Raw genomic sequence first — 23,810 nt, 5'->3', positions numbered from 1 at the left:
CTCAGGCGCCTTCGGGAAGAGGCGGGAAGCCCGCGAGTTCCCGCCACTGGGTCTCGGTGAGCGTGTTCAGCTCCAGCTCCGCCGCCTTCTTCGCCTTGGAGCCGGCATCGGTGCCCACCACCACGAAGTCCGTGCGCCTGGAAACGGATTTCACCACCTTCGCCCCCAGCAGTTCGGCGCGCGCCTCCGCTTCCTGCCGCGTCATCGTCTCCAGGCTGCCGGTGAAGACGATCGACTTGCCCGAGAGCGCGCCCTCCGCAACCGCCTCGGCCGCCTCCGGCGTCACCTCCCGGAGCAGGTCGTCCAGCGCCTCCACGTTGCGCGTTTCGGAGAAGAAGGTGACCAGCTCCTGCGCGATGGATGGCCCGATGCCCTGAATGCCGCCCAGGTCCTCGCGCGCCTCGCTGCCGATGATCCGCGCGTCCAGCATCGCCTGCCGCCAGGCGCCCGCCGAGTGGTAGTGCCGCGCGAGCAGCCGCGCGTTCTGCTCGCCGATGCGGCGGATGCCCAGCGCGAAGATGAAGCGCTCCAGGCTCGGCCGCCGCCGCGCCTCAATGGCGCCGAGGAGGTTCGCCACCTTCTTCGATTCCCCCTTCGCGGAACCGCCCCAGCCCTTCCACCCGCGCAGCGTCGCCGTGTGCTCCTTCACCCGGAAGATGTCGCCGGGCGTCTTCACCAGCCCGGCCTCGTGCAGCAGCACGACGTTCTCGATGCCCAGGCCCTCGATATCCATCGCGTTTCGGGATGCGAAGTGGATCAGCCGCTCCACCTGCTGCGCCGGACAGACAAGGCCGCCGGTGCAGCGCCGCACCACCTCGCCCTCGGGCCGGATGGCGGGGCTGGCGCATTCCGGGCAATGCGTGGGCGGCACCCAGGGCTCGCCGCGCCCCGGGCGGTCCGGATCGACCACGCGGATGATCTGCGGGATGACGTCGCCGGCGCGCTGCAATTCCACCGTGTCCCCCACGCGCGCGTCGCGGCGGGCCACCTCGTCCTCGTTGTGCAGGGTCGCGTGCTGCACCATCACGCCGCCCACGTTCACGGGCTGCATGATGGCGCGCGGGGTGAGGGCGCCCGTGCGGCCCACCTGGATCTGGATCTCCAGCAGCTTCGTCGTCGCGCGCTCGGCCGGGAACTTCCAGGCGATGGCCCAGCGCGGCGCGCGGCCGACGAAGCCCAGCCGCCCCTGCCAGTCCAGCCGGTCCAGCTTGTAGACGACGCCGTCGATGTCGTAGTCGAGCCCCGCGCGGCGCTCGCCCATGACAGCCTGGAAATCCGCCGCCGCGTGCTCGTCGCGCAGCGCCTCGGACAGAGGGTTCACCTGGAAACCCCAGCCGCGCAGCACGTCGAGATAGCCCGAATGCGTCTCGGCCACAGGCGCGGAGGAGGTGCCCTGGGCATAGGCGAAGAGCCGCAGGGGCCGCTGTGCCGTCACGCGCGCGTCGAGCTGCCGCAGCGACCCCGCCGCCGCGTTGCGCGGGTTCACGGGGATGCGGACGGCCTCGCCCACCTTCTCCCCGGCCTCGCGGCGCTTCTCCCGTTCCTCGAAGAGCCGCGTCTGCTCGGCATGGAAGGCCAGGAAGTCCGCCTTGGTCATGAAGACCTCGCCACGGATCTCGATGCGGTCGGGAAAGGGAGCCTTGAGCTTGCGCGGAAGCTCGTCGAGGGTCTTCAGGTTCTCGGTGATGTCCTCGCCCACCGTGCCGTCGCCGCGGGTGGCCCCGCGCAGGAAGCGCCCGTCCTCATAGGTCAGGTTCACGGAAAGCCCGTCGATCTTCGGCTCCGCCACGAAGCGGAGAACCTCCTCCGCCGAGAGGCCGAGAAAGCGGCGGATGCGGGCCGCGAACTCCGCGAAGTCCTCAGGCGCGAAGGCGTTGTCCAGCGAGAGCATGGGGGTGCCGTGCCGCGCCTTGGCGAAGCCCGCCGCCGGCTCCTCGCCTACCTTCCCCGAGGGGCTGTCCGCCCGCACCAGCTCCGGGAAGCGCGCCTCGATGGCCGCGTTCCGGCGGAACAGGGCGTCGTAATCCGCGTCCGGCATGATCGGCTCGTCGCGGACATGGTAGGCGGCATTGGCCTCGGCGATGCGGGCGGCCAGGGCCTCCAGTTCGCGCGCGGCCTCGACCTCCGTCAGTTCCTCGACAGGCAGCGCGGTGGCCGGGGAGGGGAAGGGCGTGGTCTTCGGCATCACCCCGTGGATAGCCGCGCCCCAACCCGCGCGCCAGGGCCACCGGGGGCGCCGCGCGGCGTTGCTCCGGCATGACCGACGCGCCGCAGGACTGGATCCACCCGCCCGACCTTGATGCCGCCCGCACCGCCCAGCATGCCATCGCCGCCCGCGCCGAGGCCGCGGACCGGCTGCCCCACGAACCCCGCCTCGTGGCCGGCGTGGATTGCGCCGGGGCCGCCCGCGGCAGGCCGGACCGGCTCCGCGCCATGGCCGTGCTGCTGGAAAGGGGAACAGGGCCGCGGCCCCTCGCCACCGGCCTCGTCGAGGGCGTGCCCGCCTTCCGCTACGTGCCGGGCTTTCTCGGCTTTCGCGAGATCCCCTTCATTCTGGAAGCGCTGGCCGGGCTGCCGCGGCGCCCGGAACTCGTCCTGGTGGATGGCCACGGCCTCAGCCACCCGCGCGGCTGCGGCACCGCGACCCATCTCGGTGTGGTCGCGGACCTGCCGACCATTGGCGTGGCCAAGTCGATCCTCGTCGGCCGGCCGGAGGGAGAGCTGGGGCAGGAAGCCGGAAGCCAAGTGCCGCTGGTCTGGAAGGGGCGGCAGATCGCGACGGTTCTTCGCAGCAAGCGGGGCGTGAACCCGCTTTTCGTGTCATCCGGCCACCGCGTCTCGCTGAACACGGCGGTGCGGCACGTCCTGGACTGGCTGGCCGGCTATCGCCTGCCCGAGCCGACCCGCCTGGCCGACAAGCTGGCGGGAGAGGCGCGCCAGGTGGCGGAAGGAACGGGGCCGCCCTGATCGCGAGCGCCGCGGCTTCCGCCGCGGGGAAGGCCAGCCGGCAACCCGGCCACCTCCCGGTGGCCGGGTTCAGGCATGAGACGGCACGGGCTTCAGTTGCCCTGGCCCTCAAGGTGGAAGTTCATCAGAGGGGTCGCCGGACGGGCGAGGGGCGTGCGGCTCTCGGCCCGGGGCCAGGCGCTCCACGCACTCGCCCCCGCAACGTACTGGTCGTCGCCACCGAGCAGCTGGAATGGCTGCGCGGCGCTGAAGGCGGCGAGCGGCGTGCGAGCGGCGCTGGCGGTCCAGGCCGCACTGGCCGTGGGGCCTGCCACGTAATCGCCCTCGGCGAGGGAGGGCCCGGCGGCCGTGCCGATCAGGCCGGCGGCAAGGGCGGAGATGGTCAGGATCCTGCCCAGCCCGTGGCTGGCCGGTGCGGTGGCCTTGGCGGTGATCGTGTTCATGGAGGCTGTGTCCCTGTCGCTTCTTTGGTTGCCGCGCTTTCTGCGCGTGCGGACACCCTGCCGATCAACGCCTTCGCGCACCACCACCGGAACTTTCCGAAGCTTTCCCGGACTTTCCGGAAGCGCCGGAAAGGCATCAGCCGGGATCGATGGGCGTCTGGATGCGTGTTCGGAGGAGGAAAGGGCGCAGCACCGGGAAAGGCGCGGCACCGGTGCGGGCGGGGGGGCGTTTCCCGGCGCGAAGGCTTCGGCCAGTGACCCGCACTCACTCGGGCACCCCTGCCTTGACGAGGCCCTCGACGAACACGTCGCAATGCGCGAAGCCCGCGAGATTGCGGCGAAGAACGCTGACACAGATCGGCGGACCGACCCTGTTCCGGGCCTCGATGAAGCCCTGTGCTTCCTCCAGCAATCCGAGATGGCCACAGCAACTGATCAGCGTGTTGTAGTGGCCCGCATACCCCGTGAAGGCCGCGACCGAGGATCGCAGAAAGGGCAGCGCCTCCTCGAAGTGTTGCGAGCCGAGCAGGGCCAGCCCGTGCGTGGCGGTGTAGAGGCCGGAAAAGCTGTCCGCCGGGCTCATCCGGACGGCCTTGCCGGTTTCGGCGATCGCCTCGTCGAAATGCCCCGCGCGCAGCAGGACCCAGCCGAGGAAGGTGCGTCCGAGCGCGAAATTTGGATTGAGATCCAGCACGACGCGGAGCTCCGAGACGGCACGCTCATGCCGCCTCGCGTCGCTCAGGCAGAGGCCCAGGGTCATCCGGGCCCATGGCTCGGCCGGGTCGAGCGACACCGCGGTTTCGGCGTGCTGCGCCGCCAGCCGGTAGCCGGCCTGGGAGTCGTGCCACCAGTAGCAGCGGGTCGCCCACCAGACTGCCCAGCTCAGGACGGCATGGGCCCGTGCGTAGGTGGGATCGATCCCGATGGCTTCCTCCAGAAGGGCACGCGCCTGTTCGTTCTGGCGCCGGTCGATCCGGTTGATCAGGCCCAGGGCGCGGACGACGTGGCCCCAGGCATCGATGCTGCCGGGTGGCCGGCGCGCCGCGCGGAAGCCTTCCTCGGCATAAAGATGCGGCTCGATGGCGGCGACCACGTTGCGGGTGATTTCGTCCTGAACGGCGAAGATGTCGTTCAGCTCGCGGTCGTAGCGCTCGGCCCAGATGTGCTTGCCGATCTCGGCCTCGACGAGCTGGGCGGTGACGCGGATGCGCGTGGCGGAGGTCCGGACGCTGCCCTCAAGCACGTAGTCGACGCCGAGCTCCTGCGCGACCTGGCGCACGTTCACGGACCTCCCCTTGTAGGTGAAGCTCGAATGGCGGGCGATGACGAAGAGCCAGCGAAGCCGGGACAGCTCCGTGATGATGTCCTCGGTGATGCCGTCCGAGAAGAATTCCTGCTCCGGATCCGCGCTCATGCTCGTGAAGGGCAGGACCGCGATGGAGGGCTTCTGAAGGGGAGGCGGGGCAAGGACGGACGGTGCGGCAGCCGGGTCCGGTGCTTCGACGCCGTCAGGGGGAGGGCCGGTGTGATCAGGCGCACCCACGGGCGGGCGCAAGGGAAGGCCCGTATGTCCCTCCACGATGGCGAGCGTCTTGTCCGAGAACAAGCCCACCAGCAGCTTGTCCACCGTGGAGCGGCCGAGCTTGGTGCGGAACGCGAACTCGTCGCGGGAAATATGCTCGCGAGCGATGTAGTCCCGGATGATGCCTGCGATCCGCTTGGTCTCGCCCATGGCCGGCGGCTCCCGGATGGAGGCGATATTTTGCCCGAGAGGGCGCCGGATTGCACGTCCGGTGTCGGCCCGGTGGGCGGGCAGGCGCCGGCCCCTTGTTTCCGGGAACAGTGCTGTCCGCGCGGAGGGTGCCCTCCCGCCGCATGGCGGGGGAGGGTGGCATCAGCTCCGGCCGCTAGGCCGCACCGGCCAGCAACTCGTCCGCCGCCGCCCGCGCCGCCTCGGTGACCCGTTCCCCGGCCAGCATCCGCGCGATCTCCTCGCGCCGGGCCGGCACGTCGAGCGGCACCACACGCGTCTCCGCCCGGTCGCCGCGCACGCCCTTGGCCACCTGGAAGTGCCGGGCGCCGCGGGCCGCAACCTGGGGGGAATGCGTCACCACCAGAACCTGCAGCCGCTCGGCCACGCGTGCCAGGCGCTCGCCCACGGCGGCGGCCGTTGCGCCGCCGATGCCGCTGTCCACCTCGTCGAACACCAGGGTCGGCACCGGCGAGCCGCGCGCCAGCACCACCTTCAGCGCCAGCATCAGGCGGGACAGCTCGCCGCCCGAGGCGATCTTGGCGAGCTGCCCGGGCTTCTGCCCGGGATTGGTGGTGACCAGGAAGGTCACCCGGTCCTGGCCATCGGCGCCCCAGGCGCTCTCCTCGCGCGGCACGATCTCGATGTGCAGCCGGGCGCGGTCCAGCTTCAGCGGCGCCAGCTCCTTGCCCACCGCCTTCTCCAGCTTGTCCGCGTGCTCGCGCCGCGCCGCCGTCAGGGCGCCGGCCGCCGCCACATAGGCCGTCCGCGCCTCGCGCGCGGCCGTGTCCAGCGCCGCCACGCGCCCGGTGCCGGCATCCAGGTTCGCCAGCCGCTCGCGCAGCGACAGCAGGTGCGCCGGCAGGTCCACCACGGCCACCGCATACTTCCGCGCGGCGGCCCGCAACGCGAAGAGCCGCTCCTCCACGGTTTCCAGCCGCCGGGGATCGGGCTGGGCGTCGCTCGCCAGCCGCTCCAGCACGTTCTCGGCCTCGGCCAGCGCGTCCTGCGCGGCGGCGAGTGCGGTCAGGGCGGCGGTCGCCTCGTCGCTCGGCGGAGTCAGGCGCTCCAGGGCGCGGGCGGCGTTGCGCAGCGCCGCCGCGGGCGCGCCGCCGCCACGCCGGTCGCGCGGCTGGATCTCGGACAAGGCCGAGGCGATCGCCTCGGCCCGCCGCTCGCTGCCCTGCAACCCCTGGCGCTCGGACGCGAGCGCGTCCTCCTCGCCCTCCTGCGGGGCGAGGTCGGACAGCTCCTGCACCGAATGCCGCAGCCATTCCTCGTCGCGCTGGGCCGCCGCGATGGCCTCGCGCGCATCCTTCAGCGCCCGCTCCGCCGCGCGCCAGGCGCGATAGCCCTCGGCCACCGCATTGCGGCGGGACTCAAGTCCGCCGAAGGCGTCCAGCAGCGCGGAATGGGTGGCGGGATCGGCCAGGCCGACCTGATCGTGCTGCCCCTGCACCTCCACCAGCAGCGCGCCCAGGCGGCGCAGCAGGCCCACCCCCACCGGCTCGTCGTTCACGAAGGCCCTGGATCGGCCATCGGTGGTGACGATGCGGCGAAGGACGATCTGGTCATCCCCCTCGATGCCCTGCTCGGCCAGCAGGGCATGGGCAGGGTGGCCCGCCGGCGGGTTGAACACCGCGACCACCCCGGCCTGCGCCTGCCCGGAGCGGACCATGCCGGCCTCCGCCCGCTGCCCGAGCGCGAGGCCGAGGCTGTCCAGCAGGATCGACTTGCCCGCACCGGTCTCGCCGGTCAGCACCGAGAGGCCCGGACCGAAGGTGAGGTCCAGGCGCTCGATCAGCACCACGTCGCGGATGGAAAGGGAGGCGAGCACGCCTGTCCTGTGTCCGGTCTCAGAAAACCGCGTCCACCGCGCGCCGCAACAGGCCGGGGCGGGAGGGACGGTCGGAGGGCGCCGCGCCATCGACCAGCAGCGCGTAGCTGTCCTGGTACCAGGGGTTACCCGGGTAATTGTGGCCCAGCACGGAGGCGGTCTTGCGCGCCTCGTCCGTCAGCCCCATCGCGAGATAGATCTCGGTCAGCCGGTGCAGCGCCTCCGGCGTGTGGTTGGTGGTCTGGTAGTTCTCCACCACGTTGCGGAAGCGGGCGATGGCGGCGGCGTAAAGGTGCCGCGCCTGGTAGAAGCGCCCGATGTTCATCTCCTTGCCCGCGAGGTGGTCGCGCGCGAGGTCCATCTTCAGCCGGGCGTCGCGGGCATAGGTGGAGTTGGGAAAGCGGTTCACCACGTCCTGCAGCGCCGCCAGGGCGGTGTTGGTGCCGGCCTGGTCCCGCTGCGCGTCGGCGATCTGCTCGTAGTAGCAGAGGGCGCGCAGGTAATAGGCATAGGCCACGTCCCGGTGTGCGGGGTGGAGCTGGATGAAGCGGTCGAGCTGGCCCAGCGCCTCGGTGTAGCGGTTGCGGGAATACTCCGCGTAGCCGCTCATCAGGCGGGCGTTGGTTGCCCAGGTGGAATAGGGATGGTCGCGCTCCACCGTATCGAACAGCTCGATCGACTGCGCGTAGCGCTCGGCCCTGAGGGCGTCCAGCCCTGCCGCGTAAAGCGCCTCGGGCGACATGTCGGCGTAGCTCGCGCCACGCGGGCGGAGCGACTCCGATTTGCTGTCCCAGAAGTTCAGGCTCTCGCAGCCGCCAAGGGCGAGGGGGGCGAGAAGCAGGGGAAGGATCGCGAGGCGACGGATCTTCATGGCGGCGGCTCTATAGCACGTGCCGGGCGCGGCGCGACAGGGCGGGAGGGGAGGCCGCCCGGCCCCGCGGATGGTCGCGTGGGATCAGGCCGCGGCGGCCGCCATGGGCAGGCGGACCTGGGCACCGGCCATCGCCGGGATCTCCTCCTCGTCCATCCGGCGCCAGGCGCTCGGATCCGCGAACAGCGCGCGCAGCAGGCGGTTGTTGAGCGCGTGGCCGGAGCGATGGCCGCGGAAGCGGGCCCGCAGCGGCGCGCCGGCCAGGGCCAGGTCGCCCACCGCGTCCAGGAGCTTGTGCCGCACGAACTCGTCGGCATGGCGAAGTCCGCCCGGGTTCACCACCAGCGGCCCGTCCACCACGACGGCATTGGCCAGCGAGCCGCCGCGGGCGAGGCCCACGGCGCGGAGGCGGGCGATGTCCTCGGCCATGGTGAAGGTGCGGGCATCGGCCAGCACGGCGCGGAAGCTGTCCTCGGTGACGCGGAGGGAAAGCGACTGGCGCCCGATGGCGGTGGCGCCGAAATCGATGCTCAGCTCGGCGTCCAGGCCCGGGCCGTTGCTGGGGGACAGCTCGGCCCAGGCGGCATCGGGGCCCTCGCCCTCGGTCACGCGGACGGTGCGCAGCACCTCGATGGCCGCGACCGGCGCGGCCAGTTCCACCAGCCCGGCGCAGTCCAGCAGAAAGATGAAGGGGGCGGCGGAGCCGTCCAGGATGGGGATCTCGGGCCCGTCCACCTCGACCACCGCGTCGGTCACGCCCAGCGCCGCCAGGGCCGCCATGACGTGCTCGATCGTGCCGATCCGCGCCGCCCCCTCGCCGATGGCCGTGCAGAGGCGGGTGTCGCTGACGGTGTCGTGGCGGGCTGGGATGTCCAGCCCAAGGTCGGTGCGACGGAACACGATGCCATCGCCGGCCAGGGCCGGACGCAGTGTCAGGGTCGTCTTGGCGCCGGAATGAAGGCCCACGCCGACGCAGCCGATCGCGGACTTGAGGGTCCGGGCGCGTGCGGTGCCGAGCGCGAAGAAACCGTCCATCGGAGAACCCCTGAGGAGCATGCGGTGCCGGCACAACGAACCGGCACGACGCAAGATCGCACCGCACCATGGCATCTGCCAGTCAAGCGTTGTTTCTCCGTGTTTCGGTTCAACTCATTGATTGAACTGAATATTTTGAATGCGCGAAGGGCCCCGCCAGCATCCTGGCGGGGCCCTCCGGCATTCGTCTCCGCCTGAGCGGAGTCGCTGGCTCCGAGGCCTCAGTTCCCCTGGCGGCGCAGGAAGGTGGGGATGTCGAGGCCCATTCCATCTTCCTGCGGCTGCGGGCGCGGGGCGGGGGTGGGCAGCGGTTCACCCTGCTCGGGCAGCACGCGCCGCATCCCGCCGATGCCGGTCGCGCGGCGGAAGATGCCACCCAGGCCCCCCGTCGGCGCGGCCGCGGCGGGGGCCATGCGCGGGGCGGGGGCCTGCTGCGGAGCCGGGGCCATGGCCACCGGCTCGGCCTGCACCGGCATGTCCGCCGGCTCGGGCGCCGGGGCATGGCCGGTGTTCGCCGGGCTGATGTTGGCCGGGCGGCGCGCACCCATGGGCAGCCGCGGGTTGGCGCTGGGAGCCGGCGCGGGCACGGAGGCCGAGGGCACCACCGAAACCGGGCGCGGCGCGCCCATCACGGAGGCCGGGCGCCCGATGCCCGGCTGCACCGTGTTCTGGCGCATCGCCGGAACCTGGCCACCCGGCACGAAGCCAGGGGCGCCGGCCGGCACGAAGCCGGCCTGGGGCGCGGTCACCGCGCCACCGCCGATCGCCACCACGCGCTGCGGCTCGGCGGACTGCTGCGCCTGTGCCTGCGGATCCACCGCGTCGATGCCGGTCGCGACCACGGACACCCGCAGGCGGCCATTCAGCGTCTCGTCGACGGAGGAGCCGAAGATGATGTTCGCGTCCTCGTCCACCTCGCGGCGGATGCGGTTCGCGGCCTCGTCCACCTCGAACAGCGTCATGTCGTAGCCGCCGGTGATGTTGATCAGCACGCCGCGGGCGCCGCGCATGGAGGTGTCCTCCAGCAGCGGGTTGCTGATCGCGGCCTCGGAGGCCTTGACCGCGCGGTCCTCGCCCTCGGCCTCGCCCGTGCCCATCATCGCCTTGCCCATCTCGGCCATGACGGTGCGGATGTCGGCGAAGTCGAGGTTCACGAGGCCGGGGTTGACCATCAGGTCGGTCACGCCGCGCACGCCCATGTAGAGGACGTCGTCGGCCATCTTGAAGGCCTCGGCGAAGGTGGTGCGCTCGTTCGCCTTCCTGAACAGGTTCTGGTTCGGAATGACGATCAGCGTGTCGACATACTGCTGAAGCTCGTCCAGGCCCTGGTCCGCGGCGCGGCGGCGCTTGGGGCCCTCGAAGTCGAAGGGCTTGGTCACCACCCCCACCGTCAGCACGCCGCGCTCGCGCGCCATGCGGGCGATCACCGGCGCCGCCCCCGTGCCGGTTCCGCCGCCCATGCCGGCGGTGATGAAGATCATGTGGACGCCCTCGAGGTGGCGGGCGAGGTCCTCGGTGGCCTCCTCCGCCGCCGCGCGCCCGATCTCGGGCTTCGCGCCCGCGCCAAGGCCCTGCGTCAGGTGCGGGCCGAGCTGCACGCGCCGCTCGGCGCGGCTGTTGACCAGCTGCTGCGCATCGGTGTTCGCGACGAGGAACTCCACGCCGTCGAGGCCCATGCCGATCATGTTGTTGACCGCGTTGCACCCGGCGCCACCCACGCCGATCACGGTGATCCGCGGCGTAAAGTCAGTATGCTGCTGACGTGGAATGGTCAGGTTCAGCGTCATCGTTCTAGCCCCCTTCGAAGACGCGATGAATAGGAATCGCCCCCAGGCCCTTATGCATCACACACGGTCCCGGAGCCAATTGACGAAACGCGTTAAATAGCCGCGCGATCCTTGCGGCCCATGATCGAAATCCAGTGCCGGCCGGCCCTCGCCGGCGCCCCAGGCCACGAGTCCCAAGGTCGTTGCGAAACCGGGCGCATGGAATGTGTCCGGCAGGCCACGCAGCGGCTGCGGACGGCCCAGCCGGACCTGGCGGCCCAGGATGCGGGACGCCGTTTCCCGCATGCCAACCAGCTGGCTGGCGCCACCGGTCAGCACCACCGGTTGCCCGGCTTCCGCGCCCAGCGCCGCATCCTGCAGGCGGTCGCGGATCAGCTCCAGCGTTTCCTCCACGCGCGGGCGGACGATGGATAGCATCTGCGCGCGCGGCACGCGCGACAGGATGTCCCCGTCCTCCCCGGTGCGGGAAAGGGACAGCATCTCGCGCTCGTCCTCGATCGTGCCGAACATGCTGCCATGCATGGTCTTCAGCCGCTCCGCCTGGTCCAGCGAGGTGGACAGGCCGCGCGCGAGGTCGTTGGTCACCTGCCAGCCGCCTACGGGCACCTGCGCGGTGTGCAGCAGCATCCCGTCCTGCATGACCGCGAGCGAGGTCGTGCCCCCGCCCATGTCGATCACCGTGGCGCCCAGCTCGCGCTCGTCCTCCACCAGGGCGGAAAGGGCGGCGGCATAGGGGGCGGAGACCAGCTCCTCCGCATCCAGGTCGCACCGCATCAACCCGGTGCCGAGGTTGCGCAGCGAAGCGGAGGAGGCATCCACCAGGTGCAGCCGCACGCCCAGCGTCTCGCAGATCATGCCGCGGGGATCGGCGACGCCCGGCGTGGCGTCGAGGGTGAAGCCGAGCGGAAGCGCATGCACGGCCTCGCGTCCCTCGTCGGCCATGCGGCGCTTGCCCTCGCCCACCACGGCGCGCAGGTCCGCCTCCGTCACGGCACGGCCGGCGATCACCCATTGCACATGGTGCTGGCGGCTCTCGGGCTGCCCGCAGGACAGGTTGGCGATGATGCCGGACAGCTTGAGGTCCGCCATTTCCTCCGCATGCGCCACCGCCGCGCGCACCGCGCGCTCGGCCGCGGACAGGTCCACGACGTTGCCGCCCTTCACCCCGTGCGAGCGCTGCCAGCCGAAGCCGAGCGCGCGCGGCATGCCGTCGGGCTCCACGCGCGCGATGATGCAGACGACCTTGGTGCTGCCGATGTCCAGCACGCCGAAGGTGCCGGCGCGGGCGCGGGGATGGCGTCCGCGCTGCGGCGGCGCCTGCGGGCCCGGGCCGCCTTCGGCCTGGCGCGACAGGGCGTTCAACCGCTCCTCCCGGCACGGGCGCGGGTCGCGGAGGGAGCGGCCTCGGGCGGGCCAGGGTTCTGGCGCAGCACCAGCCGGTCCGGCAGTCGGAGATCCACCGCCTGCAGCGGGCGGTCCAGGATCTGATTCTGCTTCTGCAGCTCCGACAGCCGCAGCAGCGCGGCCTGCTCGTGGCCCTCGGGCAGCAGCACGTCCGTGCCGCTGTGCAGGCGCAGGTTCCAGCGGCGCTCCCCGATGCGCACCAGCGCCTGGGTGCGGGCGAGCACCTCGGGCGACTGGCGGAGCATGTCGTGCAGCGCCGCCGCGGCCTTCTCCGCGCCCGCCCCCACCACCAGGGGCAGCGGGCCGAAGGCGTCCAGCCGGTCGGTCGCCACCGTGCGGCCCTCGCGGTCGATGATCGCGAAGCGGCCGCTGTTCTGCCAGATCGCGAAGGGCGCGCGCTCGCGGACGCGCACCAGCACCAGGCCGGACAGGTGGCGCTGCACCTCCGCGCTCTCGATCCAGGCGATGGATTCCAGCCGCTCGCGTGCCGTCTCAGGAGAGAAGGCGAGAACGGGATCGCCCGGGCGGACGCCCAGGGCCTCGCGCAGCAGGGCAGGGGTGGTGTTGCGCGCGCCCTCCACCCGCACCTCGGTCACGCGCAGGCCACCGACCCGCGCACCGACGCCGCTGGCCGCGTGGTCCATCATCGCGGACAGCTTGCTGGCGGGATCCAGGCTCGCCACCCAGGCCGCCGCCACGCCGAACAGCACCAGCAGGGCTGCCGCCTTGCCCGCCGGGCGCAGCATCGGGCGCCGCCGGCGCAGCCAGAGCCGCAGCGCGCTGGGCCGCACCGGATCCGGCTGGGCCGGGCGCGCGCGGGCGCCGGCGGTCAGCTTACGCGGCATCGCGCAGCCCCTTTCCGTTCTCGCGCGGAACGCCGTCGTGCCGGGCGTGCCGCACCATCCAGGCGCAGAGCTCGGCGAAGGGAATTCCGCAATGCGCCGCCTGCTCCGGCACGAGGGAGGTGGGCGTCATGCCAGGCTGGGTGTTCACCTCCAGCAGCACCAGCCCCTCGGCACCGGGCCGCGCGTCGTTCCAGCGGAAATCCGCGCGCGACACGCCGCGGCAGCCCAGCGCCGCATGGGCCGCGACCGCCACCTGCATCGCGCGCGCGCGGACCGCCTCGGGCACCTCGGCGGGGATGACGTGGCGCGATCCGCCATCGGCGTATTTGGCGTCGTAGTCGTAGAAGGCGTGGCCGGTCGCGATCTCCGTCACGGCCAGCGCCCGGTCCTCCATCACCGCGACGGTCAGCTCCCGCCCGGGGATATAGGGCTCCGCGATGATCTCGCCCCAGCACCAGGAGGCCGCGATCTCGGCGCGGCGGTTGTCCCGCTCGCGCAGGATGTGCACGCCGACCGACGATCCCTCCCGCACGGGCTTGACGACATAGGGAAGGGGGAGCGGATCGGCCTGCCCGAGCTCCGCCGCCTGGAGCAGCCGGTGCGGCGCCACCGGGAGCCCGGCGGCTGCGAAGGCCGCCTTGGCCGCCGCCTTGTCCATCGCCACCGCCGAGGCCCGCAGCCCCGAATGCGTGTAGGGAATGCCCATCCAGTCGAGCACGCCCTGGATCGAGCCGTCCTCGCCGAAGCGGCCGTGCAGCGCGTTGAACACCACGTCCGGGCGCGACGCCGCGATGCCCGCGACCACCGCGCCCAGGTCCGGCCCGGGATCGAGCGTCGCGACCTCGAACCCCGCTTCCCGCAGCGCCTGCGCGATCTCGCGCCCGGAAGAAAGCGAAACCTCCCTCTCGCTGGAGAGGCCGCCCAGAAGGACCGTGACGCGCGTCATGCCGAACGCTCCCCGATGCGCCTGATCTCCCATTCCAGCGACACGCCGGAATGGGCGAGCACGGCGGCGCGCACCGCCTCGCCCAGATCCTCGAGATCGGCCGCCGTGGCCTCGCCGGTGTTGAGGAGGAAGTTGCAGTGCTTCTCGCTCACCTGCGCGCCGCCGAGCCGGCGACCGCGGCAGCCCGCCGCGTCGATCAGCGCCCAGGCCTTGTGCCCGGGCGGGTTGGCGAAGGTGGAGCCGCCGGTGCGCGCCCGCACGGGCTGCGTCGCCTCGCGGCTCTCGCGGATTTCCGCCATGCGCGCGGCGATCGCGGCGCCGTCCCCGGGCCGCGCGTGGAACCGCGCCCGCACCACCACGCCGCCGGACGGAAGCTGGGAGCGGCGATAGGAAAGCCGCAGGTCCGCCGCGCGCACGCGCAGCAGGCCGTCCACCGTCGCGACCTCGGCCCAGTCCAGAACCTGCGCGACCTCCGCGCCATAGGCGCCGGCGTTCATCGCCACCGCGCCGCCGATGCTGCCGGGAATGCCCGACAGGAACTCCAGCCCCGAGAGCGAGGCCGCCGCCGCGTGTTCCGCCACCACGGCATCCAGCGCCGCAGCCCCCGCCACCACGCCGTCGGCCTCGACCTCGATCTCCCCGAAGCCGCGGGCCAGGCGCAGCACGATCCCGCGCACGCCGCCGTCCCGCACGATGAGGTTGGACGCCGCGCCGATCACGGTGACCGGCAGGCTCGCCCGCCGCAGCAGCCGCAGCAGGTCGTCCCCGTCCGCCGGCCGCACCAGCCAGTCCGCGGTGCCGCCCACGCGGAACCAGGTCGCCGGGCCGAGCGCCGCACCCGCCTGCACCCGCCCGCGGAGCGGGGGGAGGGGGCTTTCCGTCATGGCGACGGCAGCGCTCATGCGGCGCCCGCGATGCGGCGCGGCCCACCGCTCTTCGCCTGAAGCTCGGAAAGCTGCGCGGGCAGCGCGTGCGCCCAGGTGGTGATGTTGCCGGCGCCCAGGCAGACCACGTAGTCGCCGGGGCGCGCGATGGCGTGCACCATTTCCGCCAGGTGGTCCGGCCCGGGCAGCGGCACGACGGAGCGGTGGCCGTGGGCGCGCAGCCCCTCCACCAGCGCGTCCTGGTCGCGATCGGGAATGGGCTGCTCCCCGGCGGCGTAGACATCGGCCACGATCACCGTGCCCGCGTCGTTCATGCAGGTGCAGAACTCCTCGAACAGGGCATCGAGCCGGGAGTAGCGGTGCGGCTGCACCACCGCGATCACGTCCCGCGCGCCGGCCTGGCGCGCCGCCTTCAGCACCGCCGCGATCTCCACGGGATGGTGGCCGTAGTCGTCGATGACGGTGATGCCGCCGGCCTCGCCCGCCCGGGTGAAGCGTCGCTTCACGCCCTTGAAGGTGGCCAGCGCCATGCGGATCGTCTCCTCCGGCACCTCCATCTCCACGCCGATGGCGATCGCCGCCAGCGCGTTCAGCACGTTGTGCTGGCCGAGCATCGGCAGGCGGAAGGGCTTCAGCGCGCGCGAGCGGCGGTTCAGCCGGTCCTGCACCACCACCTCGAAGGTGGCGCCCATGCGGTCGGTGATGACGCGCTCGGCCCGCACGTCCGCCTGGGGGGAGAAGCCGTAGGTGATCAGGCGCCGGTCCGACAGGCGCGGGATCATCGCCTGCACCTGCGGGTGGTCGGCGCAGAGAACCGCGAAGCCGTAGAAGGGGATGTTGCCGACGAACTGGGCATAGCCCTCGTTCATCGCCTCGCCCGTGCCCCAGTGGTCGAGGTGCTCGGGGTCGATGTTGGTGACGACCGCGACCACCGCCGGCAGCTTGAGGAAGGAGCCGTCGCTCTCGTCCGCCTCCACCACCATCCACTCGCCGGCGCCGAGGCGCGTGTTGGTGCCATAGGCGTTGACGATGCCGCCGTTGATCACGGTGGGGTCGATCTTGGCCGCCTCCAGCACGCAGGCGACCAGGCTCGTGGTGGTGGTCTTGCCGTGGGTGCCCCCCACCGCGATGGACCACTTCAGCCGCATCAGCTCGGCCAGCATCTCGGCGCGGCGGACCACCGGCAGGAACCGGGCCCGCGCCGCCTGGACCTCCGGGTTGTCCTTCTTCACCGCCGAGGAGGTGACCACCACCTGCGCGGCCCCGAGGTTCTCCTCGGCATGGCCAATGGAGACCGCGATCCCGGCGTCGCGCAGGCGGGTGACGTTGTAGCCCTCGGCGATGTCGCTGCCCTGCACCTGGTATCCCAGGTTGTGCAGAACCTCGGCGATCCCGGACATGCCGATGCCGCCGATGCCGACGAAGTGGATGGGGCCGATGTTGAGCGGAAGGGCGCGCATGTTCAGGCAGCTTTCCCGAGGGGCGATCCGGACCCACCGCGAAGCGGCGATGCGACGTCAGCCAGTGAGAGGACCCGGTCCGCCAGCCTTTCGGCGGCATCGGCCCTTCCGAGGGATGCCGCAGCGCGGGCCATCTCGTCCAGGGTTTCCGGCGCCCGCAGACAATTTTTAACCGCCTCCCCAAGGGATTCCGCCGTGAAGCTGTCCTGGCGCATCAGTTGCGCGGCTCCGGCCGTGGAAAGGGAACGGGCGTTCTCCGTCTGGTGGTCGTCGATGGCGTGCGGCAGGGGCACGAGGATGCTCGGCCGCCCCACGCAGGCGATCTCGGCCACGGTCGAGGCTCCGGCCCGTGCCACCACCAGGTGCGCCCGCTCCAGCCGCGCCGCCACGTCCGCGAAGAAGGGCGCCAGTTCCGCCCGCACGCCCGCGGCGGCATAGGCGGCGCGGGTGCGGTCGAGGTCCTCCGCGCGGCACTGCTGCACCACCTCCACCCGCGCCCGCAGCGCGTCCGGCAGGGCGGCGATGGCCGCCGGCACCACGTCCGAGAAGACGCGCGCCCCGAGCGAGCCGCCGAGCACCAGCAGGCGCATCGTGCCCCCCGGCCCCTGGTATCCCGCCCCGTGCAGCGCCGCGATGGCCGGGCGCACGGGATTGCCCAGCACCTCCGCCCGCGCGCCCGCCGGCACGCGCCGCGTGTTCTCGAAGCAGAGCGCCAGCAGATCCGCCCCCCGCGCGAGGCCGCGGTTCGCCCGCCCCAGAACCGCGTTCTGCTCGTGCAGCACCACGGCCGGCCGCCGCGCCGCCGGCAGGAAGCGGGCCGCCACCACCGGCGGTACGGAAGGGTAGCCGCCGAATCCCACCACCGCCGAAGGGTTCAGCTCCAGCAACAGCCGCCGCGCCTCCAGCGTGCCGCGCGCGATGGCCAGCGCGCCGCGCGCCGCGCCGAGCACCCCGTGCCCCGCCAGGCCCGAGCCATGCAGCGTGAAGCGCTCCGCATTGGCGAAGACCTGGCTTCCCAGCGCGGCGGAGCGGCCGTCCGTCATCAGCGCCACCCGCTCGCCCCGCGCGATGAGCGCCGCGGCCAGGGCCTCGGCCGGGAAGAAGTGCCCGCCCGTGCCCCCGGCGGCGATGACGACCGGCCGCGCTCCCGGCCCGCGCATCAGCCCGCGCCTTCCTCGGCCCGGCTCATCCGCTTGCGCGTCAGCGCCAGCAGGAAGCCCATGCCCAGCGCGATCGCGATGACCGAGGAGCCGCCATAGGAGACGAAGGGCAGCGTCATCCCCTTGGTGGGGATCAGGTGCAGGGAGGAGGCCATGTTGATGAAAGCCTGCAACCCGAACTGCGCCAGCAGCCCGGAGGCCGCGAGGATGACGTAAAGGTCCGTCTCGGCCAGCAGCCGCATCATCCCGCGCACCACCACGAAGGCGAAGAGGCCGAGGATGAGGAGGCACACGAGAAGCCCGAACTCCTCCCCCACCACCGCGAAGACGAAGTCGGCATGGGCGTCGGGCAGCACGGTCTTCATGCGGCCCTCGCCGGGGCCGACCCCCATCATGCCGCCCGCGCCGAAGGCCTCCAGCGCCACGTCGACCTGGTAGTTGTTGCCGTGCTCGGGATACAGGAAGCGGTCGATGCGGCTGCGGACGTGGTGGAACAGGAAATAGGCCCCGAACAGGCCGCCGACGCCGAGGCCGCCGAGCGCGGTCACCACGGCCATGTTGATCCCGGCCACGAAGACCTGGGTGAAGAACACGAAGGTGACCACCAGCAGCATCCCGATGTCGGGCTGGCGCTGCAGAACCAGCGCCACCATGGCATAGAGCCCGAGCACCGTGCCCCAGGCGCCCCAGCCCTTGCGCCCGGCCGTCTTGGCCTCGGCGATCAGCCAGGCCGCCACCACCGCGAAGCAGGGCTTGAGGAACTCCGACGGCTGGAGCGAGCCGACCAGAGGCAGGTTCAGCCAGCGGCGCGCGCCCTTCACCTCGGCGCCGATGACCAGGGTGGCCACCGTCAGCACCATCGCGCCGAGGAAGCCGAGCATCGCCAACCGCCTGACGCCCTTGGGGCTGAGCAGCGAGACCACCCCCATCACCGTTGTCGCGCCGATCAGGAAGAACACCTGCTTGGCGAAGAACAGGTTGCGCGAGGAGGCGCCGATGCGCTCCGCGACGGCCGGCGCCGCGGCCAGCACCATGAGGTAGCCGAAGCCGACCAGCGTCAGCAGCGCCGCCAGGGTCCAGCGGTCCACGCTCCACCACCAGCGGCCCAGGGTGGAGGTGTCGGCGCGGGAGAGTGCCATCAGGCGGCCTCCGCTTCACGGTTGGAAAGGGTGGCGACGAGCGCGCGGAAGGCATCGCCCCGCGCCTCGAAGCTGCGGAACTGGTCAAAGGAGGCGCAGGCGGGGGAAAGCAGCACCGCGCCGCTCCCCGTCCGCCTCGCGGCCTCGAGGGCGGCTGGCACCGCGGCCTCCAGCGTGCCGAGCACCCGGTGCGGCACGCCGTGGGCCGCGAGCGTCGCGGCGAAGTCTTCCGCCGCCTGCCCGATCAGCAGCGCCTCCGCCACGCGCGGGAAGTGGGGCGCCAGTGGCGCGATCCCCCCGGCCTTGGGCACGCCACCGGCGATCCAGACCAGGCGCTCATGGCAGGCCAGCGCATAGGCCGCGCTGTCGGCGTTGGTGGCCTTGCTGTCGTTGAGAAAGGCGATGCCGCCCACGGACCCGACATTCTCCTGCCGGTGCGGCAGCCCGGGATAGGTGAGCAGCGCCGCCGAAACCGTGGCGCGGCCGATCCCCAGCGCGAAGGCCAGCGCCGCGGCGGCGGCCGCGTTCTGCGCGTTGTGGAGGCCCGGCAGGGCGCGCGCGCCCGACAGGTCGGCGATCACCCCCTGGGCATCGCGCAGCGCCGCGCCCTCCGCCCAGATGCCGCCGGGCTGGGCCGTGCTTCCGGAGATCGGCACGCGGCGCCCGCCCGGCGCCACCGCCCGCGTCGCCGCGTCGTCCATGCCCATGACGGAAACCGCGTTGCCCAGCAGCACCCGCGCCTTGGCCGCCGCATAGCCCGCCATGTCGCCGTGCCGGTCCAGATGGTCCGGCGAAAGGTTCAGCAGCGCGCCGAGGTCGAAGCGCGCCTGATCCAGCCGCTCGGCGGAATAAGAGGACATCTCCAGGATGTAGACCCCGGCATCGTCCAGCACGGGCATGTCGAGCGCGGGCGGGCCGAGGTTGCCGCCCGTGGCCACGGCCATCCCCGCCGCGCGCGCGATGTGGTCCAGCAGCGCCGTGGTGGTGGACTTCCCGTTGGTGCCGGTGATGCCGACGAAGCGCGCCCGGCTGCCCGAGGCACGCACCGCCCGGAAGAGGAACTCCACGTCGCAGAGAACGGGCGTGCCCATCGCCGCAGCCCGCAGCGCCAGCGGGTGCGCCCGCGGCCCGCGATGCGGAATACCAGGGGAAATCAGCATCAGGTCGAAGCGTTCCGGCTGGCCAAGCGGGATGCCCGCGGCCTCGGCTGCCACGCGCGCCGCCTCGCCGTCGTCCCAGGCCAGGACCTCCGCGCCCCATTCGCGCAGCCGCCGCGCCGCCGGCATCCCGGCCCGCCCGAGGCCGAGCACCAGGATCCGGACTCCCGCGAAGGGCTGCACGGCGCTCACCGGATCTTCAGCGTGGAAAGGCCAACCAGCGCCAGGATCATCGAGATGATCCAGAAGCGGATCACGATGGTCGGCTCCGCCCAGCCTTTCTTCTCGAAGTGGTGGTGCAGCGGCGCCATCAGGAACACGCGGCGCCCGGTGCGCTTGAACCAGAAGACCTGAATCATGACCGAGAGAGTCTCGACCACGAAGACGCCGCCCACGATCGCCAGCACCACCTCGTGCTTGGTCGCGACCGCGACCGCGCCCAGCGCGCCACCCAGCGCCAGGCTGCCCGTGTCGCCCATGAAGACCTTGGCCGGCGGCGCGTTGAACCAGAGGAAGCCCAGCCCCGCCCCGATCAGCGCCGAGCAGAACACCGCCAGCTCCCCCGTGCCCGGCACGAAGTGAAGCTGCAGGTAGTCCGAGAAGACGCGGTTGCCGACGAGATAGGCGATGAGCGCGAAAACCCCGGCCGCGATCATCACGGGCACGATGGCCAGCCCGTCCAGCCCGTCCGTCAGGTTCACCGCGTTGGAGGAGCCGACCATCACCAGCATCCCCACCAGCGGGAAGAAGATGCCGAAGGGGATCAGCACCTCCTTGAACACCGGCACGCTCAGGCTGCTGTCCAGCCCGGCGGGAACGAACCAGAGGATGGCCACCGCCACCACCAGCGCCAGGCCGAACTGCACCACCAGCTTGCCCCGCGCGGACACGCCCTTGGTGTTCCGCTTGGTCACCTTCAGCCAGTCATCGGCGAAGCCCAGCATCCCGAAGCCCAGCGTCAGCACCAGAACCGCCCAGACCATGCCGTTGCGCAGGTCCGCCCAGAGCAGGGTGGACACCGTCAGCGCCGTCAGGATCAGCACGCCGCCCATGGTCGGCGTGCCCTTCTTCTCCACCAGGTGGCGCTCGGGCCCATCGGCGCGGATGGGCTGCCCGCCGCGCTGGAAGCCACGCAGCCCGCGGATCATCATGGGCCCGAACAGCATGGACACCACAAGCGCCGTCATGCAGGCCGCGCCCGCGCGGAAGGTGAGGTAGCGCAGCAGGTTGAAGACGATGAGGTCGCCGGGACCCGCGAGCAGCGCGGGAATCATGCCGCGGCCCCCTGTCGCGCCGTGCGCAGCGCGCGGATCGCCCGCACGACCACGGCCATGCGGCTGCCGAGCGATCCCTTCACCAGCACCGCGTCGCCCGCCCGCAGCGCGGCCGCGACGATGGGCGCCAGCGCCGCGCTGTCCGGCGCGTGCGCCCCGCGGCGCGAGGCCGGAAGCGCCGCGTGCAGCGCCGCCATCTGCGGCCCGCAGGTGAACACCAGCTCGGCGCTCCGCGCCGCATCCTCCGCCAGCGCCGCGTGCATCGCGGCGCCCTCGTTCCCGAGTTCCAGCATGTCGCCCATCACGGCAATCCGCCGCGTCCCTTCCTGTGCCGCCAGGACGGCGAGGGCCGCACGCATGGAGGTCGTATTCGCGTTGTAGGACTCGTCGAGCAGCAGCACGGCCCCGCCGGGCAACGCGATGCTGGCCCGTGCCCCCCGCCCGGCCAGCGGAACGAAGCCCGCCAGCCCTTCGGCGAAGCGCCGCGGATCCGCACCCATTGCCCCGGCCGCGGCCATCGCCGCCGCCGCGTTCAGCGCCATGTGCCGCCCCGGGACGGAGAGCGCAACCGCAATCTCATGCCCGTCCAGCGAAACGCGAAAGGATTGCCGGTCCGCGCCGCCTTTCCAGTCCACCAGCCGCGCCCGGGCCTCCGGCCCCTCGCCGAAGAGCACGGCGCGGATGCCCGCCTCCTCCGCCCGCCGGCGCAGCAACCCGGCCTGCGGCCCCTCGGCCGGCAGCACCGCCACCCCGCCGGGCTCAAGCCCCATCAGGATGTCCGCCTTCTCCTCGGCGATGGTCTCCACCGAGCCCAGTCGGCCCAGATGCGCGGGCGCGATCACCGTCACCACCGCCACGTGCGGCCGGGCGAGGCGCGACAGCGGCGCGATCTCGCCCCGCGTGTTCATGCCGATCTCGATCACGCCGAACTCGGCACCCACGGGCATCCGCGCCAGCGTCAGCGGCACGCCCCAGTGATTGTTGTAGCTCGCCGCCGCCGCATGGACGGTGCCGCAGGCGGACAGCCCGGCCGCCAGCATCTCCTTGGTGGTGGTCTTTCCGACGCTGCCGGTCACCGCCACGAACCGCGCGGGCGAGCGCGCCCGCCCGGCGGCGCCCAGCGCGGTCAGTCCAGCCAGCGTGTCGCCCACCCGCAGCAGCGCCGCATCCGCCGGGACGCCCGGCGGGTCACGGTCCACCATCGCGCAGCCCGCCCCGCGCGCCAGGGCATCGCCCACGAACTCATGGCCGTCGCGCGCGTCGCGCAGCGCCACGAACAACTCCCCCGCGCCCACGCCGCGGCTGTCGATCGAAATGCCGGAAACGGCGACACCCTCCGCCACGGTCCCGCCCGTCGCCGCCCGGAGGGCCGCGGAGTTCCAGAGCGGCGCGCTCACGCGGCCACTCCCGCCAGGCGCCGCACCACGGCCACGTCGTCGAAGGGATGCGTCACCCCGCCGATGGTCTGCCCGCTCTCATGCCCCTTGCCCGCCACCGCCAGCACGTCGCCCGGGCCGAGGAAAGCCATGGCATCCGCGATGGCAGCCTCGCGCCCGCCGATCTCCACGCCGCCGGGGCAGGCCGCCAGCACGGCCGCGCGGATCGCGGCCGGGTCCTCGCTGCGCGGGTTGTCGTCGGTCACCACCACGCGGTCGGCCAGCGCCGCGCAGGCCGCGCCCATGAGCGGCCGCTTGCCGGGATCCCGGTCGCCCCCCGCACCGAACACCACGTGCAGCCGAGCGGCATGGGGCCTCAGCGCGAGCAGCAGCCGCTCCAGCGCATCCGGCGTGTGCGCGTAGTCCACGTAAACCGCGGCACCGTTGGGCAGCCGCGCCGCAAGCTCCATCCGCCCGCGCACGCCGGCCAGATGCGGCAGCGCGGCCAGCACGCGCGCCGGCTCCGTGCCCGTGGCCACCGCCAGCGCCGCGGCCACCAGGACGTTGTCCGCCTGATAGCGACCGACCAGGGGCAGGTGCACCGCCTCGCGCCGCCCGAACAGGTCGATCGCGATCTCCTGCCCGTCCGGGAGCGGCGCATGGCGCAGCAGCCACAGGTCGGCGCCGGCCTCGCCCACCGTCAGCAGCCGCAGGCGGCGGCTGGCCGCGATCGCGCGGATCGCCGCCAGCGTCGCAGCGTCCATGTCGGCATTGGCGACCGCCGGCCGGCCCGGCTCCAGCAGCGTATCGAACAGGCGCAGCTTGGCCGCGCGATAGCCCTCGATCGTGCCGTGGTAGTCCAGGTGGTCGCGCGTCAGGTTGGAAAACCCGGCCGCCGCCAGCGCCACCCCGTCCAGCCTGCGCTGTTCCAGCCCGTGCGAGGAGGCCTCCATCGCCGCGTGCGTGATGCCGCCCCGCGCGAGTGCCGCCAGCGTCTCGTGCAGGGAAACCGGATCGGGCGTGGTCAGCGACGGACCCGGCTGAAAGCCATCCGCCACCAGCCCCAGCGTACCCATCGAGGCCGCGCGGGCGCCGTCATGCGCCCAGATCTGCCGCAGGAAGTCCGCCGTGCTGGTCTTGCCGTTGGTGCCGGTGACGGCGACCACCGTGCGGGGCTGCGCGCCGTGGAAGCGCGCGGCCATCAGCGCCAGCGCGCGGCGCGGATCGCTCGCGGTCAGCAGCGCGCGCACCGGCACGCCGGCGGGCCATTCGGTTCCCTCCGGCGCCAGCACCGCCACCGCGCCGCGCCGCACAGCCTCGGCGATATGCGCGCGCCCATCCGTGCGCGCGCCGGGCAGCGCCGCGAAGAGCGTGCCCGGCACCACCTGCCGGCTGTCCGCCGTCAGCGCCGTGACGGCACCGGCCAGCCCGGCCGTCAAGGTCGGGCCAGGAAACGCCGCTTCCCCGGCCATGAG

19 protein-coding genes are annotated in these 23,810 nt (G+C 72.6%); 1 reads left to right on the top strand and 18 read right to left on the bottom strand.

The features are described from left to right. Position 1 precedes the first annotated feature (1 nt). Positions 2-2,185, bottom strand: a complete 2,184-nt coding sequence (gene ligA, locus ACFFIC_RS04335) for an NAD-dependent DNA ligase LigA (RefSeq protein WP_377048879.1) — start codon at positions 2,183-2,185, stop codon at positions 2-4. Positions 2,186-2,256: 71 nt separating this feature from the next. On the opposite strand from ligA, the gene ACFFIC_RS04330 reads away from it, so the two are divergent. Further along, positions 2,257-2,967, top strand: coding sequence for an endonuclease V (locus ACFFIC_RS04330; protein WP_377048877.1), 711 nt, complete (start codon positions 2,257-2,259; stop codon positions 2,965-2,967). Positions 2,968-3,059: 92 nt separating this feature from the next. On the opposite strand, the gene ACFFIC_RS04325 is transcribed toward ACFFIC_RS04330, so the two are convergent. From ACFFIC_RS04325 to ACFFIC_RS04245, 17 genes are all read right to left on the bottom strand, one after another. Next, positions 3,060-3,410: a hypothetical protein gene (locus ACFFIC_RS04325; protein WP_377048875.1), complete on the bottom strand. Its 351-nt coding sequence runs from the start codon at positions 3,408-3,410 to the stop codon at positions 3,060-3,062. Between the two features lie 265 nt (positions 3,411-3,675). Further along, positions 3,676-5,142, bottom strand: coding sequence for a tetratricopeptide repeat protein (locus ACFFIC_RS04320; RefSeq protein ID WP_377048873.1), 1,467 nt, complete (start codon positions 5,140-5,142; stop codon positions 3,676-3,678). Positions 5,143-5,317: 175 nt separating this feature from the next. After that, positions 5,318-6,997 carry a DNA repair protein RecN gene (recN, locus tag ACFFIC_RS04315; protein ID WP_377048871.1) on the bottom strand — a complete coding sequence of 560 codons (1,680 nt, stop codon included), beginning with the start codon at positions 6,995-6,997 and terminating at the stop codon, positions 5,318-5,320. A gap of 19 nt (positions 6,998-7,016) precedes the next feature. Next, positions 7,017-7,868: an outer membrane protein assembly factor BamD gene (locus ACFFIC_RS04310; RefSeq protein ID WP_377048869.1), complete on the bottom strand. Its 852-nt coding sequence runs from the start codon at positions 7,866-7,868 to the stop codon at positions 7,017-7,019. 84 nt (positions 7,869-7,952) lie between these two features. Continuing rightward, complete coding sequence (lpxC, locus tag ACFFIC_RS04305; protein WP_377048867.1) at positions 7,953-8,903, bottom strand: UDP-3-O-acyl-N-acetylglucosamine deacetylase; 951 nt, start codon at positions 8,901-8,903, stop codon at positions 7,953-7,955. A 221-nt stretch (positions 8,904-9,124) separates the two neighbouring features. Beyond that, positions 9,125-10,690 (bottom strand): cell division protein FtsZ, encoded by a 1,566-nt coding sequence (ftsZ, locus tag ACFFIC_RS04300; RefSeq protein ID WP_377048865.1) that lies wholly within the window; start codon positions 10,688-10,690, stop codon positions 9,125-9,127. A 57-nt stretch (positions 10,691-10,747) separates the two neighbouring features. Then, positions 10,748-12,052, bottom strand: coding sequence for a cell division protein FtsA (ftsA, locus tag ACFFIC_RS04295; protein ID WP_377048863.1), 1,305 nt, complete (start codon positions 12,050-12,052; stop codon positions 10,748-10,750). Continuing rightward, positions 12,049-12,939: a cell division protein FtsQ/DivIB gene (locus tag ACFFIC_RS04290; protein ID WP_377048861.1), complete on the bottom strand. Its 891-nt coding sequence runs from the start codon at positions 12,937-12,939 to the stop codon at positions 12,049-12,051. Before ACFFIC_RS04290 ends, ftsA begins: the two co-directional genes overlap by 4 nt. After that, a complete protein-coding gene (locus ACFFIC_RS04285) occupies positions 12,929-13,885 on the bottom strand; it encodes a D-alanine--D-alanine ligase (RefSeq protein ID WP_377048859.1) in 957 nt (318 codons plus the stop codon). Before ACFFIC_RS04285 ends, ACFFIC_RS04290 begins: the two co-directional genes overlap by 11 nt. Beyond that, positions 13,882-14,787 (bottom strand): UDP-N-acetylmuramate dehydrogenase, encoded by a 906-nt coding sequence (murB, locus tag ACFFIC_RS04280; protein WP_377048857.1) that lies wholly within the window; start codon positions 14,785-14,787, stop codon positions 13,882-13,884. Before murB ends, ACFFIC_RS04285 begins: the two co-directional genes overlap by 4 nt. Continuing rightward, positions 14,784-16,229: a UDP-N-acetylmuramate--L-alanine ligase gene (murC, locus tag ACFFIC_RS04275; RefSeq protein ID WP_377048856.1), complete on the bottom strand. Its 1,446-nt coding sequence runs from the start codon at positions 16,227-16,229 to the stop codon at positions 14,784-14,786. Before murC ends, murB begins: the two co-directional genes overlap by 4 nt. 2 nt (positions 16,230-16,231) lie before the next feature. Further along, positions 16,232-17,389 (bottom strand): undecaprenyldiphospho-muramoylpentapeptide beta-N-acetylglucosaminyltransferase, encoded by a 1,158-nt coding sequence (gene murG / locus ACFFIC_RS04270; protein ID WP_377048855.1) that lies wholly within the window; start codon positions 17,387-17,389, stop codon positions 16,232-16,234. After that, positions 17,389-18,531 carry an FtsW/RodA/SpoVE family cell cycle protein gene (locus tag ACFFIC_RS04265; protein WP_456306923.1) on the bottom strand — a complete coding sequence of 381 codons (1,143 nt, stop codon included), beginning with the start codon at positions 18,529-18,531 and terminating at the stop codon, positions 17,389-17,391. Before ACFFIC_RS04265 ends, murG begins: the two co-directional genes overlap by 1 nt. Further along, positions 18,528-19,877, bottom strand: a complete 1,350-nt coding sequence (gene murD, locus ACFFIC_RS04260; protein WP_377048853.1) for a UDP-N-acetylmuramoyl-L-alanine--D-glutamate ligase — start codon at positions 19,875-19,877, stop codon at positions 18,528-18,530. The genes ACFFIC_RS04265 and murD overlap by 4 nt, the downstream gene beginning before the upstream one ends. Continuing rightward, on the bottom strand, positions 19,874-20,959 hold the full coding sequence (mraY, locus tag ACFFIC_RS04255; RefSeq protein WP_377048852.1) for a phospho-N-acetylmuramoyl-pentapeptide-transferase: 1,086 nt from the start codon (positions 20,957-20,959) through the stop codon (positions 19,874-19,876). The genes murD and mraY overlap by 4 nt, the downstream gene beginning before the upstream one ends. Continuing rightward, positions 20,956-22,356, bottom strand: coding sequence for a UDP-N-acetylmuramoyl-tripeptide--D-alanyl-D-alanine ligase (locus ACFFIC_RS04250; RefSeq protein WP_377048851.1), 1,401 nt, complete (start codon positions 22,354-22,356; stop codon positions 20,956-20,958). Before ACFFIC_RS04250 ends, mraY begins: the two co-directional genes overlap by 4 nt. Then, positions 22,353-23,807: a UDP-N-acetylmuramoyl-L-alanyl-D-glutamate--2,6-diaminopimelate ligase gene (locus ACFFIC_RS04245; protein ID WP_377049270.1), complete on the bottom strand. Its 1,455-nt coding sequence runs from the start codon at positions 23,805-23,807 to the stop codon at positions 22,353-22,355. Before ACFFIC_RS04245 ends, ACFFIC_RS04250 begins: the two co-directional genes overlap by 4 nt. Positions 23,808-23,810 lie beyond the last annotated feature (3 nt).

The sequence above is a fragment of the Muricoccus vinaceus genome (assembly GCF_042433125.1).
GTDB classification, from domain to species: domain Bacteria; phylum Pseudomonadota; class Alphaproteobacteria; order Acetobacterales; family Acetobacteraceae; genus Roseomonas; species Roseomonas vinacea.
This window is presented reverse-complemented; position numbering and strand designations above follow the sequence as displayed.

Excerpts from the sequence above, each read along its gene's own strand:
- ACFFIC_RS04245 (WP_377049270.1), bottom strand. The coding sequence starts at position 23,807 with ATGGCCGGGGAAGCGGCGTTTCCTGGCCCGACCTTGACGGCCGGGCTG.
- ACFFIC_RS04290 (WP_377048861.1), bottom strand. The coding sequence starts at position 12,939 with ATGCCGCGTAAGCTGACCGCCGGCGCCCGCGCGCGCCCGGCCCAGCCG.
- ACFFIC_RS04320 (WP_377048873.1), bottom strand. The coding sequence starts at position 5,142 with ATGGGCGAGACCAAGCGGATCGCAGGCATCATCCGGGACTACATCGCT.
- ligA (WP_377048879.1), bottom strand. The coding sequence starts at position 2,185 with ATGCCGAAGACCACGCCCTTCCCCTCCCCGGCCACCGCGCTGCCTGTC.
- lpxC (WP_377048867.1), bottom strand. The coding sequence starts at position 8,903 with ATGGACGGTTTCTTCGCGCTCGGCACCGCACGCGCCCGGACCCTCAAG.
- mraY (WP_377048852.1), bottom strand. The coding sequence starts at position 20,959 with ATGATTCCCGCGCTGCTCGCGGGTCCCGGCGACCTCATCGTCTTCAAC.
- murG (WP_377048855.1), bottom strand. The coding sequence starts at position 17,389 with ATGCGCGGGCCGGGAGCGCGGCCGGTCGTCATCGCCGCCGGGGGCACG.
- ACFFIC_RS04285 (WP_377048859.1), bottom strand. The coding sequence starts at position 13,885 with ATGACGCGCGTCACGGTCCTTCTGGGCGGCCTCTCCAGCGAGAGGGAG.
- ftsZ (WP_377048865.1), bottom strand. The coding sequence starts at position 10,690 with ATGACGCTGAACCTGACCATTCCACGTCAGCAGCATACTGACTTTACG.
- ACFFIC_RS04330 (WP_377048877.1), top strand. The coding sequence starts at position 2,257 with ATGACCGACGCGCCGCAGGACTGGATCCACCCGCCCGACCTTGATGCC.
- ACFFIC_RS04310 (WP_377048869.1), bottom strand. The coding sequence starts at position 7,868 with ATGAAGATCCGTCGCCTCGCGATCCTTCCCCTGCTTCTCGCCCCCCTC.
- ACFFIC_RS04325 (WP_377048875.1), bottom strand. The coding sequence starts at position 3,410 with ATGAACACGATCACCGCCAAGGCCACCGCACCGGCCAGCCACGGGCTG.
- murC (WP_377048856.1), bottom strand. The coding sequence starts at position 16,229 with ATGCGCGCCCTTCCGCTCAACATCGGCCCCATCCACTTCGTCGGCATC.
- murB (WP_377048857.1), bottom strand. The coding sequence starts at position 14,787 with ATGAGCGCTGCCGTCGCCATGACGGAAAGCCCCCTCCCCCCGCTCCGC.